This window comes from Gilvimarinus sp. 1_MG-2023 (assembly GCF_030548285.1).
This window is the reverse complement of the sequence record NZ_JAUOSC010000005.1, coordinates 164,117-185,070: the sequence shown is the minus strand read 5'-3', so window position 1 is coordinate 185,070 and position 20,954 is coordinate 164,117. Positions and strand designations below refer to the sequence as shown.

17 protein-coding genes and 2 tRNA genes are annotated in these 20,954 nt (G+C 50.4%); 3 read left to right on the top strand and 16 right to left on the bottom strand.

Annotation, left to right across the window (positions count from 1 at the left end; genetic code table 11):
* Positions 1–133 precede the first annotated feature (133 nt).
* The 5 genes from Q4563_RS08730 to Q4563_RS08710 all read right to left on the bottom strand — a co-directional run bounded on the left by Q4563_RS08730 (position 134) and on the right by Q4563_RS08710 (position 3,066).
* A tRNA-Leu gene (locus Q4563_RS08730) sits at positions 134–222 on the bottom strand.
* Positions 223–275: 53 nt separating this feature from the next.
* A tRNA-Cys gene (locus tag Q4563_RS08725) sits at positions 276–349 on the bottom strand.
* 145 nt (positions 350–494) lie between these two features.
* Positions 495–1,100 carry a CDP-diacylglycerol--glycerol-3-phosphate 3-phosphatidyltransferase gene (gene pgsA / locus Q4563_RS08720; protein ID WP_215975559.1) on the bottom strand — a complete coding sequence of 202 codons (606 nt, stop codon included), beginning with the start codon at positions 1,098–1,100 and terminating at the stop codon, positions 495–497.
* Between the two features lie 247 nt (positions 1,101–1,347).
* Complete coding sequence (locus Q4563_RS08715) at positions 1,348–1,851, bottom strand: DUF2059 domain-containing protein (RefSeq protein ID WP_215975558.1); 504 nt, start codon at positions 1,849–1,851, stop codon at positions 1,348–1,350.
* Positions 1,852–2,196: 345 nt separating this feature from the next.
* Complete coding sequence (locus Q4563_RS08710; RefSeq protein WP_303604276.1) at positions 2,197–3,066, bottom strand: LysR family transcriptional regulator; 870 nt, start codon at positions 3,064–3,066, stop codon at positions 2,197–2,199.
* A 94-nt stretch (positions 3,067–3,160) separates the two neighbouring features.
* Here Q4563_RS08710 and Q4563_RS08705 point away from each other — a divergent pair, with 94 nt between their 5' ends.
* Positions 3,161–3,664 carry a lactoylglutathione lyase family protein gene (locus Q4563_RS08705; RefSeq protein WP_303604275.1) on the top strand — a complete coding sequence of 168 codons (504 nt, stop codon included), beginning with the start codon at positions 3,161–3,163 and terminating at the stop codon, positions 3,662–3,664.
* 97 nt (positions 3,665–3,761) lie between these two features.
* On the opposite strand, the gene Q4563_RS08700 is transcribed toward Q4563_RS08705, so the two are convergent.
* Entirely contained in the window at positions 3,762–5,192 is a 1,431-nt protein-coding gene (locus tag Q4563_RS08700) for a polysaccharide lyase family 7 protein (RefSeq protein WP_303604274.1), read from the bottom strand.
* A gap of 733 nt (positions 5,193–5,925) precedes the next feature.
* Between Q4563_RS08700 and Q4563_RS08695 the strand changes: the two genes are divergently transcribed.
* Entirely contained in the window at positions 5,926–6,831 is a 906-nt protein-coding gene (locus Q4563_RS08695; protein ID WP_303604273.1) for a GGDEF domain-containing protein, read from the top strand.
* A 77-nt stretch (positions 6,832–6,908) separates the two neighbouring features.
* On the opposite strand, the gene Q4563_RS08690 is transcribed toward Q4563_RS08695, so the two are convergent.
* The 10 genes from Q4563_RS08690 to Q4563_RS08645 all read right to left on the bottom strand — a co-directional run bounded on the left by Q4563_RS08690 (position 6,909) and on the right by Q4563_RS08645 (position 16,924).
* Complete coding sequence (locus tag Q4563_RS08690) at positions 6,909–8,090, bottom strand: DEAD/DEAH box helicase (RefSeq protein ID WP_215975553.1); 1,182 nt, start codon at positions 8,088–8,090, stop codon at positions 6,909–6,911.
* Positions 8,091–8,227: 137 nt separating this feature from the next.
* A complete protein-coding gene (gene sthA, locus Q4563_RS08685; RefSeq protein WP_215975552.1) occupies positions 8,228–9,628 on the bottom strand; it encodes a Si-specific NAD(P)(+) transhydrogenase in 1,401 nt (466 codons plus the stop codon).
* Between the two features lie 98 nt (positions 9,629–9,726).
* Positions 9,727–9,969 (bottom strand): (Na+)-NQR maturation NqrM, encoded by a 243-nt coding sequence (gene nqrM / locus Q4563_RS08680; RefSeq protein WP_215975551.1) that lies wholly within the window; start codon positions 9,967–9,969, stop codon positions 9,727–9,729.
* Between the two features lie 33 nt (positions 9,970–10,002).
* Entirely contained in the window at positions 10,003–11,070 is a 1,068-nt protein-coding gene (locus Q4563_RS08675; RefSeq protein WP_303604272.1) for an FAD:protein FMN transferase, read from the bottom strand.
* Positions 11,071–11,076: 6 nt separating this feature from the next.
* Positions 11,077–12,300 (bottom strand): NADH:ubiquinone reductase (Na(+)-transporting) subunit F, encoded by a 1,224-nt coding sequence (gene nqrF, locus Q4563_RS08670; RefSeq protein ID WP_215975550.1) that lies wholly within the window; start codon positions 12,298–12,300, stop codon positions 11,077–11,079.
* Positions 12,301–12,318: 18 nt separating this feature from the next.
* Positions 12,319–12,927: an NADH:ubiquinone reductase (Na(+)-transporting) subunit E gene (gene nqrE / locus Q4563_RS08665; protein ID WP_215975549.1), complete on the bottom strand. Its 609-nt coding sequence runs from the start codon at positions 12,925–12,927 to the stop codon at positions 12,319–12,321.
* A 2-nt stretch (positions 12,928–12,929) separates the two neighbouring features.
* Complete coding sequence (locus tag Q4563_RS08660) at positions 12,930–13,592, bottom strand: NADH:ubiquinone reductase (Na(+)-transporting) subunit D (RefSeq protein WP_215975548.1); 663 nt, start codon at positions 13,590–13,592, stop codon at positions 12,930–12,932.
* Between the two features lie 4 nt (positions 13,593–13,596).
* Positions 13,597–14,379, bottom strand: a complete 783-nt coding sequence (locus Q4563_RS08655) for a Na(+)-translocating NADH-quinone reductase subunit C (protein ID WP_215975547.1) — start codon at positions 14,377–14,379, stop codon at positions 13,597–13,599.
* A complete protein-coding gene (locus tag Q4563_RS08650; RefSeq protein ID WP_215975546.1) occupies positions 14,372–15,577 on the bottom strand; it encodes an NADH:ubiquinone reductase (Na(+)-transporting) subunit B in 1,206 nt (401 codons plus the stop codon). The genes Q4563_RS08655 and Q4563_RS08650 overlap by 8 nt, the downstream gene beginning before the upstream one ends.
* A 3-nt stretch (positions 15,578–15,580) precedes the next feature.
* Entirely contained in the window at positions 15,581–16,924 is a 1,344-nt protein-coding gene (locus tag Q4563_RS08645) for a Na(+)-translocating NADH-quinone reductase subunit A (protein WP_215975545.1), read from the bottom strand.
* A gap of 408 nt (positions 16,925–17,332) precedes the next feature.
* Here Q4563_RS08645 and mfd point away from each other — a divergent pair, with 408 nt between their 5' ends.
* On the top strand, positions 17,333–20,785 hold the full coding sequence (gene mfd, locus Q4563_RS08640) for a transcription-repair coupling factor (RefSeq protein WP_303604271.1): 3,453 nt from the start codon (positions 17,333–17,335) through the stop codon (positions 20,783–20,785).
* The last annotated feature ends 169 nt before the right edge of the window (positions 20,786–20,954 follow it).

Sequence of the window (20,954 nt, the reverse complement as noted above, 5' to 3'; positions counted from 1 at the left end):
AGCTTCGCTGGCCTGTAAGGCCGAGCACACGTACGTGCGAGCCAATTGTACCGGGAACCGGTTCAATGACGGCTTGGATCGAAAAATACCGCTTGTTTCAATTTACTGGGAGCTTGGAGCGAAGAAAAAATAATGGTGCCCGGAGCCGGAATTGAACCGGCACGACCGATAAAGGTCGGCAGATTTTAAGTCTGCTGTGTCTACCAATTCCACCACCCGGGCAACGGGTACAGCGTTTAGCTGTTTCTTCTTTACCCGCGATGGGGTAAGGAAAGTGGAGGCGCGACCCGGAGTCGAACCGGGCTACGTGGATTTGCAATCCAGTGCATAACCGCTTTGCTATCGCGCCGTTAAGAGGGCGGCATTCTAGCCCATAATGGCTGCCCTGCCTACCTCTAAATATAAAAAAATATTGTTTTCACAAACCTAACTGTCTGATTATTAAGCAGTTAGACTTTCGTCTCTGGCATTAAACCACACAGGTAAGCGTGAGCTTACTGCGGGCTATCGCTGTCATCTGGCGCTTGAGCTTGTTCTGGAGCCTGGCTCGGCTCTGCCCCCATATCCGCCATCAGGAAAGGCGCGGCGGCTTTAAGGTATAAGACCATTGACCAGAGCGTCAGGGCCGCAGCCGCCACCAGGGCGATATAGCCGGCCCAGTTCAGCCAGTTAAAATCGGCCAGCAGCACAATCAGGGCAACCATCTGTAAAGTGGTTTTAATCTTACCAATATAAGAGACCGCCACACTGGCGCGCTGCCCCAGCTCGGCCATCCATTCGCGTAGCGCGGAAATGACAATTTCGCGACCGACAATAACCAGTGCGCAAACGGCAAACCAAGCTTCTGGGTGCAGAGTTACCAGTAGAACCAGCGCAATCACCACCATCAGCTTATCGGCTACGGGGTCGAGAAAGGCACCAAGCTTAGTGCTTTGGTTATATTTGCGGGCGACGTAGCCATCGGCCCAGTCAGTGATGGCGGCAGCACTGAATATAAGTGCTGAAATAAAATGAGCGCCATTGAAAGGCAGGAAAAACACCAGCACAAATAAAGGAATCAGGGCGATGCGTAACAGTGTCAGTTGATTGGCCAGAGTCATACAGCGAACTTCTTGTTAAACCTAAGTGAGTGATTGAGTATAAATCACTGTGTATAGCGGGATGATACACCAGTTAGGGCTATAAACATCAAGTATATGAGAGTTTTGCCTATTGTCTAAATTTCAAACACAAAACTCAAGCATGCCCAGAATCGATAAACACCCAGCGTTTGCCAAACCTGCCCGATAAAGCTGACAATGCCACCGGTCTATTTAACAACCAATGGCATTGTGCACAACCATAGGGTTATTGCGACTGTTCAGCCTCGCGGTGCGCCTCTAGTTCGGTTTGTAGGTCTTGGCCTAATTGCTGAATTTTAGGCATAAAAGACTGCATCATCCCTTGGGATAACTGCACCGAGTCATTCATCACAGCTGGCATTTTCGCCACCATCGATTGACCGGTTTCGGAACTATAAAACGCCAGCATATCTTGCACTTCTTGCTCGGTGTAATGCTCCAAATAAATATCAATCATGGGCTCTTTCAGTTTTGCCCAGCTCATCTCTTCACGCATTAGGTCGACAATTTTTTGCATATGCTTGTCGAAAATCTCTTCCTCTGAGGGTTTGATACCCATCTGCGCTTTCATACCGCTCAGCATTTGATCAAACTGGACATAAATATTATCAACCAGTGCATCCGCATTAGAAGCGCGCAGCAGCTCTTCCACACTCTCACGCTTACTTTCCTCTGCGATAGCACCAACGCTTACCACCATGCTCAACAGCAATACAATTACGCTCTTCATAAAACCCTCATTAATTTGTTACCACCCAACCTACCCTTTCACAGGCCCCATCAACACCCCTGGTTGCTTATGGCATAGCAGGGGCCAGCGGCCAACATAACATATATCCGGTAAAACAACGCTCAGCGGTAACGACCAAAACACTAAAAGGTGTGTTGAATAACACTTTGGAGGCAACCATCACCACTGGCATCAAATTGACTCTATAAAAGCCTACTCTGGAGCGAGTTTACTTCTCACTTCTTTAATGCGGCGGCTTTAAAAAAGCATAGCAAGCAGTACAAATTTTACCCCAACCACGCCTCTCACAATAATCATAACCCTACGTTACCGCCTATTTACGCCCTAAAGCCACTTTTTGGCGGCGACAATCACTGTCTGTACACTGTTAGGCAATAACCTATGGCGAGGCACGCATAAGTACAAAGGCTCAACAACGGGAACCGGTAGGGAGTGAATTTTAATTTTATCGGGTCTAGCGAATGCCGCAACCGCATGGGCTGGCAACACTGTAAAGCCCAGCCCCAGACTGACGGGCTCTAAAATCATGCTTATTTGATTGGAGAAACCCTGCTTAGGTATTAATCCCGCGTGCTCAAACTCGGGGTAATTGGCCCCCAGTAATAATCGCGCATGATGGCTGCCATCGGGGTGATCGATAAACCCTAATGTGTTTAACCCCTGCCAACTAGGCTGATCAAAATCAGCAGGTGTAACCAGTAATAGTGACTCTGTGGCTATGGGTTCACAGCTGATATCCGCGTGTGCAGACTCGCGGGTTATAAACCCTACATCAGCGCTAGCGTCGGCTACGGAACGCTCAATGTCGGCATTGGGGGCAAAGCGATATTCAATAACCAGTTTGGCGTGCTCGGCTTGCAACGATAACATCTGAGGATACAGCTTAAGCCCTACACTGCCTGGTGACATCACGCGCACTACACCTTCGTAGGCAGGGTCTTGCCCGATCTGCGTTTCTAAGTTTGCTAGCGCTTGTAAGATTTCCCCGGCATCTCTGTACAGGCGCTTGCCTGCCTCTGACAGCGTAAAACCTTTGCCTTGGCGCAGTATTAACGCCACCTCTAACTGAGCCTCTAACTTGCCAATATGCTGGCTTACACCCGACTGAGTCATGTGTAAGCGGTGCGCCGTTTGAGTAAAGTGCCCCACCTGCGCCAAAGTACAAAAGGTACGTAGCCACACTGTATTAATCATTACAAATTGTACTCATATTTATTTCATATGATTATTTTACGTTATTTATTGTAACTTGTAACCTAGCTCCTCTTTCAGCAAACGAGGAATCATCATGAGCAGTGCCTACCCAAGAAGTTTTTCTCATATTGGCATTTCAGTGCCCGATGTAAATAAAGCGGTGGAGTTTTACACCGAGGTTATGGGCTGGTATTTAATTATGCCTCCCACCGAAATTGAAGAAGACACAAGTGCCATTGGCGCTATGTGTACGGATGTATTTGGGGCCGGCTGGGGCGGATTTAAAATTGCTCACTTATCGACGGGTGACCGTATAGGTGTCGAGATTTTTCAATTTAATAACCAGCAAAATCCCGAGGATAATTTTGAATATTGGAAAACGGGGATTTTTCACTTTTGTGTACAAGACCCCAATGTCGAAGAACTTGCGGAGAAGATTGTGGCTGCAGGGGGTAAAAAACGCATGGCCGAGCCTCGCTATTATTACCCGGGTGAAAAGCCCTACCGTATGATTTATATGGAAGACCCGTTCGGCAATATTTTAGAGATATACAGCCACAGCTACGAGCTAGTATACAGCGCGGGTGCGTACGGATAATCCGTCTGCGTCCGGCTTAACAACCAACCCCGTAGGCACAAAAAAACCAGCGAAGCTTTACGCCGCGCTGGTTTTTCGTGACCACGCAAGTCACTATTTAGTCATGGGAGTGCTCAAGTGCATAGAAAGTAGCCTGAGTATAGTCCTCTTCATCAGCGGTATTATTTTGATTATAGGCGCCGGCTTTAAAATACATATACTGCCCGCCCTGATCGTAACCACTGCTACTCATGTCCACCACCTGTTTTACGGTAGGCTTGCCGTCCCGATAAATAAACACGGTCAGCTCGTTGCCCTCAACATTGATTTCGTAGCTGAACACCTCGTCCAGCGCAATCCCATCTTCTGGGTTAAATTCAATATTGGAGCGCCCGCCGATCATGTCGTACCAAGTGTCGTCGCCGCCTTGGATTTCATGGGCCAGGTAAATAGAACCCTTATCATTACTGGGCAACTTGCGGTAGTAAAGCCGCACGGGCTCATCGTCATTGGCATGAATCTGGCCAATGATCACCCGTCCAATCTGGTAGGCTTCACCGGTGGTTGATACTCGGTTTACGGCCAAGGTTGCCCGCATGTTGCCATCAACACCCCCGGCGGCGGCCAGGTCTTCGGCGGGCGCACTGCCGAACACCCAGTTATTGGCGTTTACGCCTTGAGTGTCGATACTCGTGTTACCGGCGCGCAACATTTCCCGCAGCTCCACCCGGGTATAGCTGGTGTTGGTTGAAGTTTTAAAACCTGTTGGCCCCACACGGAACACCATGCCACCGTCTGCACCGGTGTAAAAATAATCGGGCTGTTCATAACCATCGTTTAAATCATCTTCTTTAATATTATCGGCGCGGCCATTGCCGTCTTCATCCGTAGGGATACTGATATACCAGCGCGACAAATCAAAATTCTCAGAAGGGGGCTGATTAGGATCTAACTCACTAAGTGCTGGCGGGCCATTGGGTATGGTTGGCTGCTCATCTAAACCACCACAGCCGTGCACTTCAACTTCTAGTAAACTGTTCCAAAGATTGACGGAATTCCCTTGTCCAATAATGCGCACATATTGAGCGTCCAGTCGATCAAAAGTGTCCGCGTAGAAACCCTCGGTTCCCTGCGACTGGCCGCTAGCAACCAAAGTGACCCAGTTGTTGTTGTCAGTAGACGCTTCAATTGTATAAAAAGCGGTGCGCTCATCGGCGCTTAACCAAGCGGTTTTCACCTCGGCAATATTGGCCAGCGTACCCAAATCCAACACTAAGGCTTTGTCATCGCCTTCAGACGACCAGCGTGAATCACTGTTCAAACTTCCATCCAGAACATTAGCCGGCCCGTGACCGTCGTTACTGCCATCATCCGTGGCCTCAACAATCACCAAAGACTCGGTGCCTGTACATGCCGTCGGAGCCACAGACGAACTGGAAGAGGATGAGCCTGGAATAGTGGTAGAACTGCTGGAGCTGGATGAACCACAGCCGGCACATACTGCCGCGACAAGTGGAAGGACTAATATTAGGGGGTTACATCGAAACATGGGTACTCCTAGGGGTAAAACCCGGAACAGGGGGCTATCGACAGCTTTGAATATCTCAACAGCAGGAAGGTACCCGCTATCATCACTCTAATTATTGTTTAACATTCACACAGCGGTGAACTGATACGCATAATCAGATTAGTGTACAGCCCCCTACCAAATTGTCAACCAATATTGAAACCGTGTGTTCATGCGCCAAAGGTTGGACTTTTAACGTGTTAGACACGTGGTCACTCTGCCAATCACTTGCTACGCAGTGTGTCTGCAGTTGGGGGGTTTAAAGACGCTTACTGTCGCTTTCTCCAATACCGCTTCGAACGAGCTTTTTCAGCATTGAATATCACTGTGCATAAAACTGAAACTATGGCCGTATTAATTATTGTGTTAGCTTTAATTAATATTACTTATTGTTATTTCCGTTGCGCACTGTTAACCGGTAGTCTTTGTGGCGCGAAAATTAGCAGAAAGACTCAACCTAACGTATGAATGGCCCCCAACAGCCATCTGCCTTTGCTGGAGCACAACGCTTAATATGCAGAATTTACTTCAGCTTATTTCACCATTTGACCTCACTAAAGGCCGCCACACGCCATCTTTTTATGAGCGATATGCCGAATGGGATCAGCCTTCACGGCAAGTTCAAATATCGGCCATTAGCTTTTTAACGGCCATACTGTATGTGTTGTTTACCTTAATTGATAAGTCTTGGGCACCGGCGCACATTCAAACCTTAATGATGAAGTTTCACTTCTCAACGGTTATACCTTTATTGCTGTTTATCAGCTATTTTGCCTACAAACAGCGCTATTATAAATATGTCATGCTAGCACTCGCTATTTTTCCAATCATTAGCATATCGGGCCACGCCTATATTGCCAGTAAGTTGGGCAACACCTCCATGTATGTACCCGAAGGCTATCTTGGTATCTTTTGGATTTTTATTGCCTCGGGCATGACTTTTCGGTACGCCCTAGTCAGCGCGATCTGCGCCACAATTATTTTACTTGCTTCCGCTTTTTATTATATTGAGTCGAAAGATGTCTATGTAATGTATGTTTTTTGGGTGTTTTGTAGCTTTTCATTTGGATTTCTGGGAGCGTTGATCTTTGACCGAACACGCAAGCAAATGTTTATCAGCCAGCAAGCACTGAAAGATTTAGCCATTACCGACCCACTCACCGGAGTGTATAACCGCCATCAGCTCAACATCATACTCGCTCAAGAAATTGAACGCGGTCTTCGTTATAAGAACACGTTTGGTTTGCTAATCATTGATGTGGATTATTTTAAAAACATCAACGACTCCTATGGCCATGACGTGGGTGATGTCACCCTCAAGACCATTGCACAAGAACTGTCGCGCTCCATACGCGGCAATGACACACTTATTCGCTGGGGTGGCGAAGAATTTATTGTTATTGCCATTGAAACAAACCAGCACCAATTAATCACACTCGCCGAAAAGCTGCGAGAAAACATTGCCAACACAGATTTTAGTGAAGCTGATAAGGTGACAATCAGCATAGGAACAACATTATTTAAAGAAAATGATAGGCAATCAGACATGCTCTCTAGAGCAGATAAAGCACTTTACCAGGCCAAAGAAAAAGGCCGAAACACGACCGTGTATGCACCATAGCCAATAGTGGTATTGATAACTGCCGCGTTTAATACAACATTTTTTGGATTGGGGTAAATATTTTAGCGGCGGTTAGTTTAAGTACGTTTGCTTTTTGGCACATAGTTTAAAATAGAAATGGGCACAACTTTTCTGGGTGCGAACTCTTCTAAATCTCGGCGTTCAATAATATGCCCCAATCGACTCTCAATACTACAAAGCGTCTTAAAATCATCTTTAGACACCAATGAAACAGCCTCGCCTTTTGCACCCGCTCGGCCTGTTCGCCCTATGCGGTGAATATATTCATCTATTTCATTGGGCAAATCGTAATTAACAACACGATCTAAGTCATCAATATCCAGCCCCCTAGCCGCCACACCCGTAGCAACCAGCAAGCCGCACTTACCCGATTTAAAGTCATCCAGAATTTGCATGCGAACCACCTGGCTGCGATCACCATGAATATAGTCGGCAACAATGCCACGTTTGGCCAACTGTTCGACCAACTTCACTGCCCCATGTTTAGTACGAATAAATATGAGCGCCTGCTGCCATTGATGGGTCTGAATAAGATGACTCAACAACGCTGATTTTTTATCCTTATCAACGGTTACTAACCATTGCGAAATATCAGGCTTATTAACGTCACTGCCGGCCAGCAGTATTTCTACCGCATGATGAATCGTAGTTTTAACGAGCTGCTTAACCTGTGGCGAGATAGTGGCAGAAAACAATAAGTTTTGGCGTTCCTCAGGTAAGCGCTCGATGATCTTGTTAATATCACCGATAAAACCCATGTCGAGCATACGATCGGCTTCATCCAACACCAGACACTCGAGCTCATCAAAGTGTAATGCTCGCTGATGAGCCATATCCAACAACCTACCGGGTGTTGCCACAACAATATCCACACCATCAATCAACTGTCGTTTATGCAAGGCAATTTCACTGCCGCCATACATCGCTAAATAGCTGATATTTGAATATTTTGCATAGCGGGATATATTCTCAGCCACCTGTACAGCCAGCTCGCGAGTCGGCACTAAGACTAACGCGCGAATACGCTTGCCCCGCAACTTACGACCGGCAAGTCGCTCGATAATAGGCAATACAAAACTCGCTGTTTTACCCGTACCGGTTTGTGCTGTAGCGATCAAGTCTTTCCCTGAAAGTACAACAGGAATGGCTTTCTCTTGAATCGGTGTAGGGGATTCATAGCCCTGCTCGGCAATGGCTCGCACCAATGACTCACTTAAACCAAGCGCTGTAAATGGCATATAACCCCTTTAATAACCTATAAATAGAGAGTGCTCAATGAGCGACAGAGGACAATAATTGACTGGAAAGTTTGATAGCTGATGATAAAGCTAAGCAATAGCTAAAACGGCCCCAAAGGGGCCGCCAACACTCAAGTTTACCGACGATTAATCCGATTGGTCCCATCCAAGGCGGCCAAGCGATAGGCCTCCGCCATGGTGGGGTAATTAAAGGTGGTGTTTAAAAAGAAGTTAATCGTATTACCCCCATTGGCTTGCGACATAATCGCCTGACCGATGTGGACAATTTCGGCGGCTTCTGCGCCAAAGCAATGCACGCCCAACAGCTCACCGGTATCCACATGAAAGAGCAATTTAAGCATCCCGGCATCTTCGCCGCTGATTTGCCCGCGTGCGGTGTTTTTAAACAGGCAACGGCCCACTTCATAAGGTACTTTGGCTTCTGTCAGTTCGCTTTCGGTTTTACCCACCGAGCTAATTTCCGGCAAGGTGTAAATACCGGTAGGCACTTCGGACATTTTTGTGCATTCTTTGCCAAGAATAACCGCCGCCAACGCCCGGCCTTGGTCAAATGAAGCGCTGGCCAAACTAGGCCAACCAACCACATCGCCCACAGCGTAAACATTGTCTACATCGGTTTGGTACTGTTCATTCACCTTCAAATTACCGCGATGATCCGGCTCCAGCCCAATGGCTTCCAGATTGAGGTTGTCGGTATTGCCACTGCGGCCATTACACCACAGGATGGCATCGGCGGTAATTCGCTTGCCCGACTGCAGTTTAACGGTCACGCTGTGTTCGTTCGCTTCGATTTTTTCGTAGGTTTCGCTGTGGCGTACCCGTACACCGTTATCGCGCAGGTGATAACTTAAGGCATCGGAGATTTCGTCATCGAGGAAGGACAATAAACGGTCGCGGTTGTTGATTAAATCGACCTTAACACCTAAACCCGAGAAAATAGAGGCGTACTCACAGCCGATAACACCGGCCCCGTAAATAATTAAATGGCGCGGGGTGTGCTGCATTTCCAACACCGAATCGGAATCGTAAATCCGTGCCTGGGTAAAATCGATATCGGCCGGCTGATAAGGGCGCGAACCGGTAGCGATAATCACTTTATCGGCGGTGACCACTTCTTCGCGCGCGCCGTCCAATAGGTCGATTGCCACGGTGTGGGCGTCGATAAAGTGAGCAAAGCCCGAAAAGAGCTTCACGCGATTGCGAATGTAAAAGTCGGTGTGTAGCTCTACTTGTTTGGGGATAACCGCGCTGGCAGAAGCCAAAACTCTGGGGTAAGTTAAACGCCAGGTTTCGCCAATCTCGCGAAACAAAGTGCTGGTTTTAAACTGAATAATTTGCTTGACCATATGGCGCAGCGACTTTGACGGTATGGTGCCTTTGTGGGCACAGTTGCCCCCCACTAACGCACGTCCCTCTATCACCGCCACCCGCTTACCGGCCTTGGCCGATGCCATTGCCGCACTTTCGCCCGCAGGCCCCGAACCAATAATCAGTACATCAAAGGTATATTGTGACACTCGGTATCCCCTTCCTGAATGGCGCCCTCAGGCGCAGTGAGCTCTCTCGCTTTCAGCAGCTTTTGTTTGCCCGCAGGTGGGGCACAACCTCTGACGGGTTACTGCTTTTTGTCCGCCGCATTAACGGCTAAATGACCATTTTGCGGGGTTTCACCGCTTTTAATCTCTTCGCATTTTTTCTCATCGCCACCGCATAACTCGCAGGTGTAATCTTTCTCACCCAATGCGTCTCCAACCCCTCCGCAGGAGCCTGTCAGGGGTTTACGACCAAAAATAACGCCGATAGCCATGGCGCTGATAATCAGCAACATGGCGAAGAAGGCCACTAAAAATGTACCCATACGAGCACCTCTTTTAAACGTTCGTTCCGGGCCTTAAGGGCCCGTGAACTGAGAAAAATGACTGGATTGCGACTCGGTAAAGCCGTCACCGTCTTTGACAATCATATAGACGGCAAGTTTTTCCGCCTCGGCCAGTTGCATGCCTTGCTCCGGCCCCAGCACATTCAGTGCGGTGGCCCAGGCGTCAGCACGAGCGGCCGTATCGGCGACAACCGTTACCGATACTAGCTTGTGATTGATGGGTTTGCCGGTGACAGGGTCAATGGTGTGTGAGTAACGCATCCCATCAACCTCAAAATAATTGCGGTAGTCGCCAGAGGTGGCAATAGCGTGGTCACTCAAGCTGATGGCTTTAGCTACCGAGCCTGTCAACATGCTGGGCTGTTCAACCGCAATGCGCCACTTCGAGCCTCGCGGGCTGTGGCCCTTAACGCGTACTTCGCCTCCTATTTCCACCATAAAGCTGGCAATACCCTGCTCAACCAGCTCTCGTACTATCCAGTCTACACCATAGCCCTTGGCCACGGCGGACAAGTCGACAAAAATTGGCGCGCTTCGGCGCGCTTGATTGCCATTTAGCTCAAGCTTCTGGTAACCGGTTAATGCTTGAGCTGCGGCTAGCTCCTCTTCACTTGGGACGACTTCCGGCTGCATTTGCGGCCCAAAGCCCCATAAATTAACCAGTGGGCCCACAGTTACATCAAAAGCGCCATCGCTGGCTTCACTGATGTCCTGACTGATCGCTAGCACTTCCAGCAAGGGAGAAGACAGATCCACCCACTGCCCAGCCTCGGCGTCATTAAAACGCATTAACTGCGAGTCGGGAATGTAGGTGGACATTAACTGGTTGATGTACTGCAGCTGCTCATCTACCTGATCTTGCAGCGCATTAACATCAACCCCCAAAGGAGTGTTTGCCTGCCCCACCAGGGTGATGTGATAACTGGTGCCCATAGTACGCCCGCTGAATTTGGCGACCTCATACTCAGGCGCTCGATCGCAGCCGGCAATACACAATCCCACAAACAAAAACGAGGCTAGTAACACCAGCCTCGTTTTTGTCATTGCGTTGTAGGCAAACATGATTACTTGATTTATCACCTTTGTTTAGCCACCAAAGTCATCAAGCATAATGTTTTCTTCTTCAACACCGAGGTCTTGCAACAGTTTAATAACCGCAGCATTCATCATCGGAGGCCCACACATATAGAACTCACAATCTTCCGGGGCTGGGTGATCCTTCAAATATTCTTCAAACAGAACATTGTGGATAAAGCCGGTCAGGCCTTCCCAGTTATCTTCAGGCTGTGGGTCAGACATGGCCACATGCCAAGTGAAGTTGTCGTTCTCATTGGCCAGCATGTCGTATTCATCTTGGTAAAACAGCTCTTTCAAAGAGCGAGCGCCGTACCAGAATGAAATTTTACGCTTACTGTTTAAGCGCTTAAGCTGATCAAAAATGTGCGAACGCATTGGCGCCATACCCGCACCACCACCAACGAACACCATTTCCGCGTCAGTGTCTTTGGCGAAGAACTCACCAAACGGACCGAATACAGTGATTTTGTCACCCGGCTTCAGATTGAAGACATAAGTGGACATAACGCCCGGTTGAATGTCTTTCGAGCCTGGAGGTGGCGTAGCAATACGAATGTTGAACTTAACCAGACCTTTTTCTTCTGGGTAGTTCGCCATTGAGTAGGCACGCTGAACGGTTTCAGTGCTTTTAGCTTTTAAGTTAAAGAAACCGAAACGCTCCCAGTCACCGCGGAATTGCTCTTCGATATCAAAGTCAGAAAAATTAATATCGTAAGGAGGACATTCTAACTGAACGTAACCACCGGCACGGAAGTCGACGTTTTCGCCTTCGGGCAATTTTAGCGTCAGCTCTTTAATAAAGGTCGCCACATTGGGGTTTGACTCAACGGTACACTCCCACTGCTTAACACCGAAGACATCTTCAGGCACTTCCACTTTCATGTCTTGCTTGACCGGCGCCTGACAAGACAAACGCCAGCCTTCATTGGCTTCACGCTTGGTGAAATGGCTCTCTTCGGTAGGCAGCATAGAGCCGCCACCTTCTTTGACCACACAGCGACACTGGGCACAGGTACCGCCGCCGCCACAGGCTGAAGGCAAGAACAAGCCAGCGCCAGACAGCGTTTGCAACAATTTGCCACCGGCAGGTACGGTCAGTGTTTTTTCGTCATTAATGACAATATTAACATCGCCGGATGATACCAACTTCGCACGCGCACCCAGGATCACAAACACCAGGGCCAGTACAATAACGGTGAACATCACAACGCCAAGAATAATCTCAATATTCAAAATGTGATTCCTCGCTGATTACAGATCAATACCGCCGAAGGACATGAAGCCCAGCGACATCAGACCAACGGTAATGAATGTAATACCCAGGCCGCGCAGACCTTCAGGTACATCGGAGTACTTCATTTTTTCGCGAATACCAGCCAAAGCGGTAATAGCCAATGCCCAGCCCACACCGGAGCCTGCACCAAACACGACACTTTCACCAAAATCGTAATCGCGCTGTACCATCAACAATGAACCACCCAAAATGGCGCAGTTCACTGTAATCAGCGGTAAGAATACACCCAACGCGTTGTATAGCGCCGGGAAGTATTTATCCAGAATCATTTCCAGAATTTGCACCAACGCGGCAATAACACCGATGTAGGTAATCAAACCCAAGAAGCTCAGGTCCACATCCGGCAGGCCGGCCCACGCCAGTGCGCCGTCGGCCAATACGAAGTTATACAGCAAGTTGTTAACCGGTACGGTAATAACCTGTACCACAACAACCGCGATACCCAGTCCGAATGCCGCCCCGATTTTCTTCGAGATCGCCAGAAAGGTACACATCCCCAGGAAGAACGCCAGAGCGATGTTGTCGATAAAAATCGACCGAACAAATAAACTTAAATACGCTTCCACGATCAGACCTCCTGCGCTTGCGGCTTAGTGTTAGGTGCCATTTTGTAATCCGGCGCTTCAATTTGATCTTTTTTCCAGACACGAATGCCCCAAATAAATAAACCGATCAAGAAGAACGCACTTGGTGGCATCAATAACAGGCCGTTGGGCGTGTACCAACCACCTTCGGTGGCCAGAGGCAAGATTTGATGGCCCAGCAGGCTACCGGAACCGAACAATTCACGAATCACCGCCAGCGCAATCAAAATAGCGCTGTAACCCAAACCATTACCGACCCCATCAAAGAAGCTGGCAAGCGGTGGGTTTTTCATGGCAAAGGCTTCGGCGCGACCCATTACGATACAGTTGGTAATAATCAAACCAACAAATACCGACAACTGCTTACTGATTTCGTAAGCGTAGGCTTTTAGCACTTCGTCCACCACAATCACCAGCGAGGCGATAATGGTCATTTGCACGATGATACGAATGTTGCCCGGCGCGTGGTTACGCACCAATGAAACAAATAAGTTCGAAAAAGCTGTTACCGAGGTCAGTGCGATACACATCACCAAGGTCACAGACAATTTACTGGTTACCGCCAGGGCCGAACAGATACCGAGAATCTGCAGTGCAATGGGGTTGTTGGAAAATACCGGGGCAAATAAAAGCTCTTTTACTTTCATGGTATTAGGCCTCCCCTTTTTTCAAGTTGGCGAGGAAAGTTTTATAACCGTTTTCACCCAGCCAAAACTGAACCAAATTACCGACGCCGCGACTTGTCAAAGTAGCACCTGACAGACCATCGACCTTGTGCTCCGCGTTTGGTGTGTTGGCGTCAACCATGCCTTTAATCACATTCAGTTGAGCATCACCATCGTCGCCGTAGACTTCTTTGCCTTCCCACAGTGCTTTCCAGGCGGGATTATCAACTTCGCCACCCAGCCCCGGAGTTTCGCCGTGCTCGTAGAAGCCCAAACCCACTACGGTATTCAGATCCGAGTCCAACGCCATAAAGCCGTACAGGGTTGACCACAGACCGTAACCGCGAATAGGCAGCACTAAGGTTTCGAGCCCGCTGTCGCCTTCGATCATATACACCAGGCCAATGTTTTCACGACTGCCAATTTTGGCAAGGTCTTGATCGGCCGTTAAGTCTTCTGAGCGCGCAGGGTCTTTCGACGCTTTGCGCTGATCGTATTCGGCAACAGCCACTTCGTCGGTGAAGGTACCTTTGTCAAAATTAACCGCACGGGTTTTAACCCGGTCGCTAAAGACGACTTCAACACCTTGACTGCTGGCTTCATCCGCAAGGCCGGCCGCGGCCAGGATATTGCGTTTAAAGTCCAGCGACTTGTTTTTTTCCTGCACAGGGCGCAGGAGAACGGCAGCGGTAGAGACCACCACCGAACAGACGATACACAGTAAAATCGTTACTATGAGCGTCTTTTTGATGGAATCATTACTAGCCACGCGCCAACCTCCGCTTAATATTTGCTTCAACCACAAAGTAATCGATCAGCGGTGCAAACAAGTTGGCAAACAATATCGCCAACATCATGCCTTCGGGGAAGGCAGGGTTTACTACGCGAATGATGACCACCATAAAACCAATTAAAGCACCAAACCAATATTTACCCGTGTTGGTCATTGCCGCCGACACAGGGTCCGTCGCCATAAAGATCATACCGAAGGCAAAGCCGCCGATGACCAAATGCCAGTACCAGGGTAGCCCCATGGCCGGATTGCCAGCGGCATCCCCAAACAGGTTACATATCAACGCGGTGGCAATCATACCCAGCATAACGCCCAGCACAATGCGCCAGGAAGCAATACCCATCACCAGCAGCACAGCGCCACCGATAAAAATTGCCAAGGTTGAAGTCTCACCGATACTGCCTTGAATATTACCCAAGAAGGCATCCATCCAAGTCATTTGACCAGCAATGGCGTCCATACCACCTTGCGCGGCCAGCGACAGCGCAGTGGCGCCGGTGTAGCCGTCAACCGTGGTCCAAACTGCATCGCCCGACATAGCCGGAGCATAGGCGAAGAACAAGAAGGCACGACCAGTTAACGCCGGGTTTAAGAAGTTTTTGCCGGTACCACCGAACACTTCTTTACCCAGCACCACACCAAAGCTAATACCGAGAGCGGCGTAAAGCAGGGGTAAATCGGGCGGGCAAATAAGCGCGAACAGCACAGAGGTTACAAAGAAACCTTCATTCACCTCGTGACCACGGATAGAAGCAAACAACACTTCCCAAAAACCGCCGACAATAAACACGACCGCATAAATAGGCAGGAAGTAAGCGGCGCCGTGCACCAAACAATCCCAAATGCTGTTGGGGTCGAAACCTGCTACGAGACTGATCAGGGCAATACGCCAGCCTTCACCGGCACCGGAGCCCATTTGCGCCAAAATTTCATTGGCCTGATGGCCAACGTTGTACATGCCGAAGAACATGGCGGGAAAAGTACAGGCCCACACCGTGATCATCATACGCTTGAGGTCAATCCCGTCGCGCACATGGCTGGTAGTTTTGGTGACATCCGAAGGTCGGAATAAGCCGGTATCAATCGCCTCAAACAGCGAGTACCACTTTTCTAGCTTACCGCCTTTATGAAAGTTCGGTTCGATTTTGTCGAGGAAATTACGCAATGCTTTCATCCCTTAACCCTCCAGCTCAATTCGGGTGAGATTGTCGCGCAGAATCGGGCCGTATTCGTACTTACCCGGGCAGACAAAAGTACACAGAGCCAGATCTTCTTCTTCCAGCTCCAAACAACCCAATTTTTGAGCAGTATCTGTGTCGCCAACAATCAGCGCACGCAGCAGTTGCGTAGGCAGAATATCCAGCGGCATTACTTTCTCGTACGAGCCCACAGGCACCATAGCGCGCTCACTACCCATAGTGGTGGTCGTGAAGTTGAAGCGCTTGGACGGCATCAGTTTGGACAAATACAGATTCAATACCGAGAAGTAATTGGTACCGGCGCGCAGATAGTGCAGCATGGGGCGGTCGTCCCCTTCGCTCAGCACACTGACCTGCTGATGATAGCGACCCAGGTAGGCGTAGGGCCCACGAGCGGTGCGACCACCAAATACCGAACCGGAAATAAGACGATTGTTGCCGCCTTTGAGTGCGCCGGCGGTCAGCTCTTCGAGGTTGGCCCCTATACGGGTGCGTACCAGTGCCGGAGCCTCAACTTGTGGTCCGCCTAGAGCCACTACCCGAGAGGTTTCGATGCGGCCTTCGCTAAACAGCACACCGAAAGCAACAACATCTTGGTAGTTAATGGTCCAGACAAACTTATCGGCTTTGACCGGGTCCAGGTGGTGAATATGCGTACCCGCGTTACCTGCTGGGTGCACACCGCCGAACTCGGCAAGCTGAATTTGACCACCATCCGCGGCTGGAATATCAGCGCCCTGTGCTTTACAGACGAATACCTTGCCGTCGGTCAATTTGGTCAGAACTTGCAGGCCTTGTTTAAAAGCTGCTTCCTGCCCCTTGAGCACAACCTCAGGGTTCGCTGCCAGAGGATTGGTATCAATCGCTGTGACAAAGATAGAGTTTGGTTTGGCGTCCAGCGCAGGCACCTTGCTGTAAGGGCGTGTACGCAGTGCGGTCCATAGACCGGACTGATTGAGCTGATCGCGAACGGCTTGGCCGTCGGCTTGTTGCAGCTCAGCATCGCTGTAAGCTTGATAGGATTCGGCCGCATCGCCCTCGACGTCAATGACGACAGTTTGCAGCATGCGGCGCTCACCACGATTAATCGCGGCAACAGTACCCGATGCTGGAGCGGTATAGCGAACCCCTTCGGTTTTTTTATCGGTAAACAGTAACTGTCCAAGCTTGACCTTATCACCCACGGCTACCGCCATAGTTGGCTTCATGCCGTGATAATCTGGGCCGATGACTGCCACGGTACGGGCAGCTGGCCCGTCCTTGATAGCCTGCTCGGGCGCACCGGATATAGGTAAATCCAATCCCCGACGAATCTTTATCATACGTCTGACCTAATCACTCGTTGGATTAATATGTAGCACGACTCAATGGAGCCGCAGTGTGCTGTGCTGGTGTTGTACCAGCGGCTTCTATTGCATTGAAGCTTTATCGGTATCTGGCAAGACTAATCTGGCAGCATTAATAATGCCGTCCAGAGGATCAATTTGCTATTTCTCAGGCATTTACCCAACTCACCAATACGAGTGGCGAAATTCGGGCGCAACTTGCCCCACCAGCTTAAAAATCGCGGCAATTATAAAGATCGACGCCGACAAAGGCCAGCATATAGGCACAAATTTACTCAGCAAAATCTTGTCGGCCGGCGAAATTGGCCAAGGATTGCACCACCGACTACAGGTTGAAGCAAAAACAGGTACAATCGCGCCTGATTTCTGCAACTATCCACGACTATGACTGAACTAAACCCCCAGCACCCGAAAATCTCTACCAAAGCCGGCGACAGACGCCAGTGGGGCAAGCTGCACGGCAGCGCCTCTGCCCTCGCTTTGGCCCGCGCCGCAGGCGAGCACCAAGGGTTAAGTTTAGTCATTACCAGCGACACTGCCAGCGCCCAGCGGTTGGAATCCGAATTATCTTTCTTTAGCGGCCCCGAGCTCGACATACTGCACCTGGCCGACTGGGAGACACTGCCCTACGACAGTATCTCCCCACACCAGGACATTATTTCAGAGCGCTTGCGCACCCTGTTTAAGCTGCCCGGCGTAAAACAGGGCATTCTTGTGGTGCCAGTCACCAGCTTGATGCAGCGATTAATGCCCACAGACTATTTGCTGGCCGGAAGCCTTGACCTTAAAGTCGGCGACCAGTTGAATGTGGACACCCTGCGCACCAACCTGACCAAAGCGGGCTACCGATCGGTGGATACCGTTTACGAGCATGGCGAGTACACGGTGCGCGGCTCTCTGATTGACCTCTACCCCATGGGCAGCGAATGGCCGCTGCGCATCGACCTGTTTGACGATGAAATTGACAGCCTGCGTACTTTCGACCCCGACACCCAACTCACAGAAGATAAAATCGAGCAGATCGAGCTGCTGCCGGCGCGGGAGTACCCACTCGACAAACAGGGGGTTAGTGCGTTTAAGCAGCGCTGGCACCAACGCTTTGACGTTGACCCCACCGCCTGCTCAATTTACCGCGATATCAGCGACGGTATTGCCCCCCCTGGTATCGAATACTATCTACCGCTGTTTTTCGATCACACCAGCACCTTATTTGATTATTTGCCAAATAACACTGTCGCCTATACCACCGGCGACATTAATGCGGCCGTAAAACACTTTTGGACCGAGCTGTCAGCCCGCTTTGAATCGCGTCGTGTAGACAATACCCGGCCACTCTTGGCTCCGGAAGAAATCTACCTGCGCGACGAACAATTGTTTGGCTCACTCAAAGCAATCAGCCGTACCGACTTGAGCAGCCACGCTATCGAGAGCGGCGCGGGTCGCGACAACTTCGCCTGCTCGGAGCCGCCCTCACTGCCGGTTAACGCCCAAAGCGAGAACCCGTTAACCGCGCTAGAAGCCTTTTTAATGGAATTCTCTGGCCGCGTTTTGTTTTGCGCCGAATCCGCTGGCCGGCGTGAAACCCTGCTCGAATTACTGGGGCGCAGTCGCCTGCAACCAAAAGAAGTTCCAAACTGGCAAGCGTTTATCGATGGCAGCGACAAGCTCGCCATTACCGTGGGCGACATTGATCAAGGTCTCTACATTGAAGACCCCGCCATCGCACTAATTGCCGAAAGCCAGTTATTTGGCGAGCGAGTGCAACAAACACGGCGCCGCAAACAAAGCCAAGACAATGCCGACAATGTGGTCAAAAACCTTACCGAGTTGCAAGTGGGCGCGCCGGTGGTACACATCGACCACGGCGTAGGTCGCTATCGCGGCCTAGAGACCATCACGATTGAGAATGAGACCAACGAATTCTTAATGTTGGAGTACGCCGACGAGGCCAAACTCTACGTGCCCGTTACCAGTTTACATTTAATTAGCCGCTACAGCGGAGCCGATGAGAACGTCGCCCCACTGCATCGACTGGGCTCAGAGCAGTGGAGCCGCGCCAAACGCAAAGCCGCCGAGCAGGTACGCGATACCGCCGCCGAGCTGCTGGATATTTACGCGCGACGTGCGGCGCGCAAAGGCCACGCCTTTACCGACCCCAAGGCCGATTATTTAACCTTTTCAGCAGGCTTCCCCTTTGAAGAGACACCGGACCAGCAGGTGGCCATCGATAATGTCGTGCGCGATATGCTCGCCCCTCAGCCGATGGACCGACTGGTGTGCGGCGATGTCGGCTTCGGCAAAACAGAGGTGGCCATGCGCGCGGCGTTTGTCGCCGCCCACGCGGGCAAGCAGGTGGCCATTCTTGCCCCCACCACCCTGCTCGCACAGCAGCACTATGAAAGCCTCAAAGACCGCTTTGCCAGCTGGCCATTTAGCATTGAGGTTATGTCGCGCTTTCGCACCAACAAAGACGTTGAAGCGGTTAAGAAGCGCCTGGCCGAAGGTAAGGTTGATATTGTGGTCGGCACCCACAAACTTATTCAGCCAGACATTAAATACAAAGATTTGGGCCTGTTGATTATCGACGAAGAGCACCGCTTTGGTGTCCGTCAAAAGGAGCAATTAAAGAAGCTGCGCGCCGAGATCGATATGCTGGCCATGACGGCCACGCCTATTCCGCGCACACTGAACATGTCGATGGCAGGCATCCGCGATTTGTCCATCATTGCCACGCCCCCGGCGCGGCGCTTATCGGTCAAAACCTTTGTACGCCAACATGAAGACGCCGTTATTAAGGAGGCGATACTGCGCGAAATTTTGCGCGGCGGCCAGGTGTATTACCTGCACAACGAGGTGAAAAGTATCGAGCGCACAGCGCGAGCGCTGCAAGAGCTGGTGCCCGAGGCGCGCATCGGCATAGGCCACGGCCAAATGCGCGAACGCGAGCTGGAAAAAGTGATGTCCGACTTTTACCACAAGCGCTTCAATGTCATGGTGTGCTCCACCATTATTGAGACTGGCATCGATATTCCGAGCGCCAACACCATCATTATTCACCGCGCCGATAAATTTGGTTTGGCCCAATTACACCAATTGCGCGGCCGCGTGGGTCGCTCCCACCACCAGGCTTACGCCTACCTACTGACACCGGAAAAGCGCGCCATGACCGCCGACTCAGTAAAACGACTAGAAGCCATTGCTGCGGCGCAAGATCTGGGCGCGGGCTTTACCCTCGCCACCCACGATATGGAAATCCGTGGCGCCGGTGAACTGTTAGGTGACGAACAATCCGGACAAATTCAAACTGTGGGCTTTTCCATGTATATGGATATGCTCGACCGCGCGGTTAAAGCCATGCGCGCTGGCAAAGAACCTAATATTGAACACCCTTTAGCCGACAACACTGATGTAAACCTGCGTATTCCGGCGCTGATACCGGATGATTATTTACCGGATGTACACACCCGCTTGGTGCTGTATAAACGTATCGCCGGAGCCGAAAACCGCGAGGCTTTGCGCGAGCTACAAGTTGAAATGATTGACCGCTTTGGCCTACTGCCTGAGCCGGCCAAGAACTTAATGCGCGTTACCGAGCTTAAACTGATGGCGGAGGCCATGGGGGTCACTAAACTGGAGGCCTCTGCCTCGGGCGGCAAAATTGCGTTTGGTGCCGACATACAGGTAGACCCGTTAAAAATTGTGCAGCTGGTGCAAGCGCAGCCAAAGGTATTTTCTCTGGCCGGGGCCAGCGGCTTAAGCTTTAAAATTCCGATGGAGGAACCTGAAGAGCGGCTGCAGTGCATCACAGATTTACTGGAAACCTTACAGTCGAATTAGGGCCTGCTCACTCTAACAGGCTGCTAGAATCCACCTGCTGGAAGCCAGTTTTGCTTCCAGCTAGGCGCCGTGAGTACAGTTGGTTACTCCCAATAAACGAGAGGCAACAACGCTAGAGGAAAAACTGGCCCCAGCCCTTCGGGTTGTGGCTAAAAAACCACCACTCTGC

Bases quoted from the DNA above. Each gene is read 5' to 3' on its own strand.
- pgsA (WP_215975559.1), bottom strand. From the start codon at position 1,100: ATGACTCTGGCCAATCAACTGACACTGTTACGCATCGCCCTGATTCCT.
- Q4563_RS08715 (WP_215975558.1), bottom strand. From the start codon at position 1,851: ATGAAGAGCGTAATTGTATTGCTGTTGAGCATGGTGGTAAGCGTTGGT.
- Q4563_RS08710 (WP_303604276.1), bottom strand. From the start codon at position 3,066: ATGATTAATACAGTGTGGCTACGTACCTTTTGTACTTTGGCGCAGGTG.
- Q4563_RS08705 (WP_303604275.1), top strand. From the start codon at position 3,161: ATGAGCAGTGCCTACCCAAGAAGTTTTTCTCATATTGGCATTTCAGTG.
- Q4563_RS08700 (WP_303604274.1), bottom strand. From the start codon at position 5,192: ATGTTTCGATGTAACCCCCTAATATTAGTCCTTCCACTTGTCGCGGCA.
- Q4563_RS08695 (WP_303604273.1), top strand. From the start codon at position 5,926: ATGATGAAGTTTCACTTCTCAACGGTTATACCTTTATTGCTGTTTATC.
- Q4563_RS08690 (WP_215975553.1), bottom strand. From the start codon at position 8,090: ATGCCATTTACAGCGCTTGGTTTAAGTGAGTCATTGGTGCGAGCCATT.
- nqrM (WP_215975551.1), bottom strand. From the start codon at position 9,969: ATGGGTACATTTTTAGTGGCCTTCTTCGCCATGTTGCTGATTATCAGC.
- Q4563_RS08660 (WP_215975548.1), bottom strand. From the start codon at position 13,592: ATGAAAGTAAAAGAGCTTTTATTTGCCCCGGTATTTTCCAACAACCCC.
- Q4563_RS08650 (WP_215975546.1), bottom strand. From the start codon at position 15,577: ATGAAAGCATTGCGTAATTTCCTCGACAAAATCGAACCGAACTTTCAT.
- Q4563_RS08645 (WP_215975545.1), bottom strand. From the start codon at position 16,924: ATGATAAAGATTCGTCGGGGATTGGATTTACCTATATCCGGTGCGCCC.
- mfd (WP_303604271.1), top strand. From the start codon at position 17,333: ATGACTGAACTAAACCCCCAGCACCCGAAAATCTCTACCAAAGCCGGC.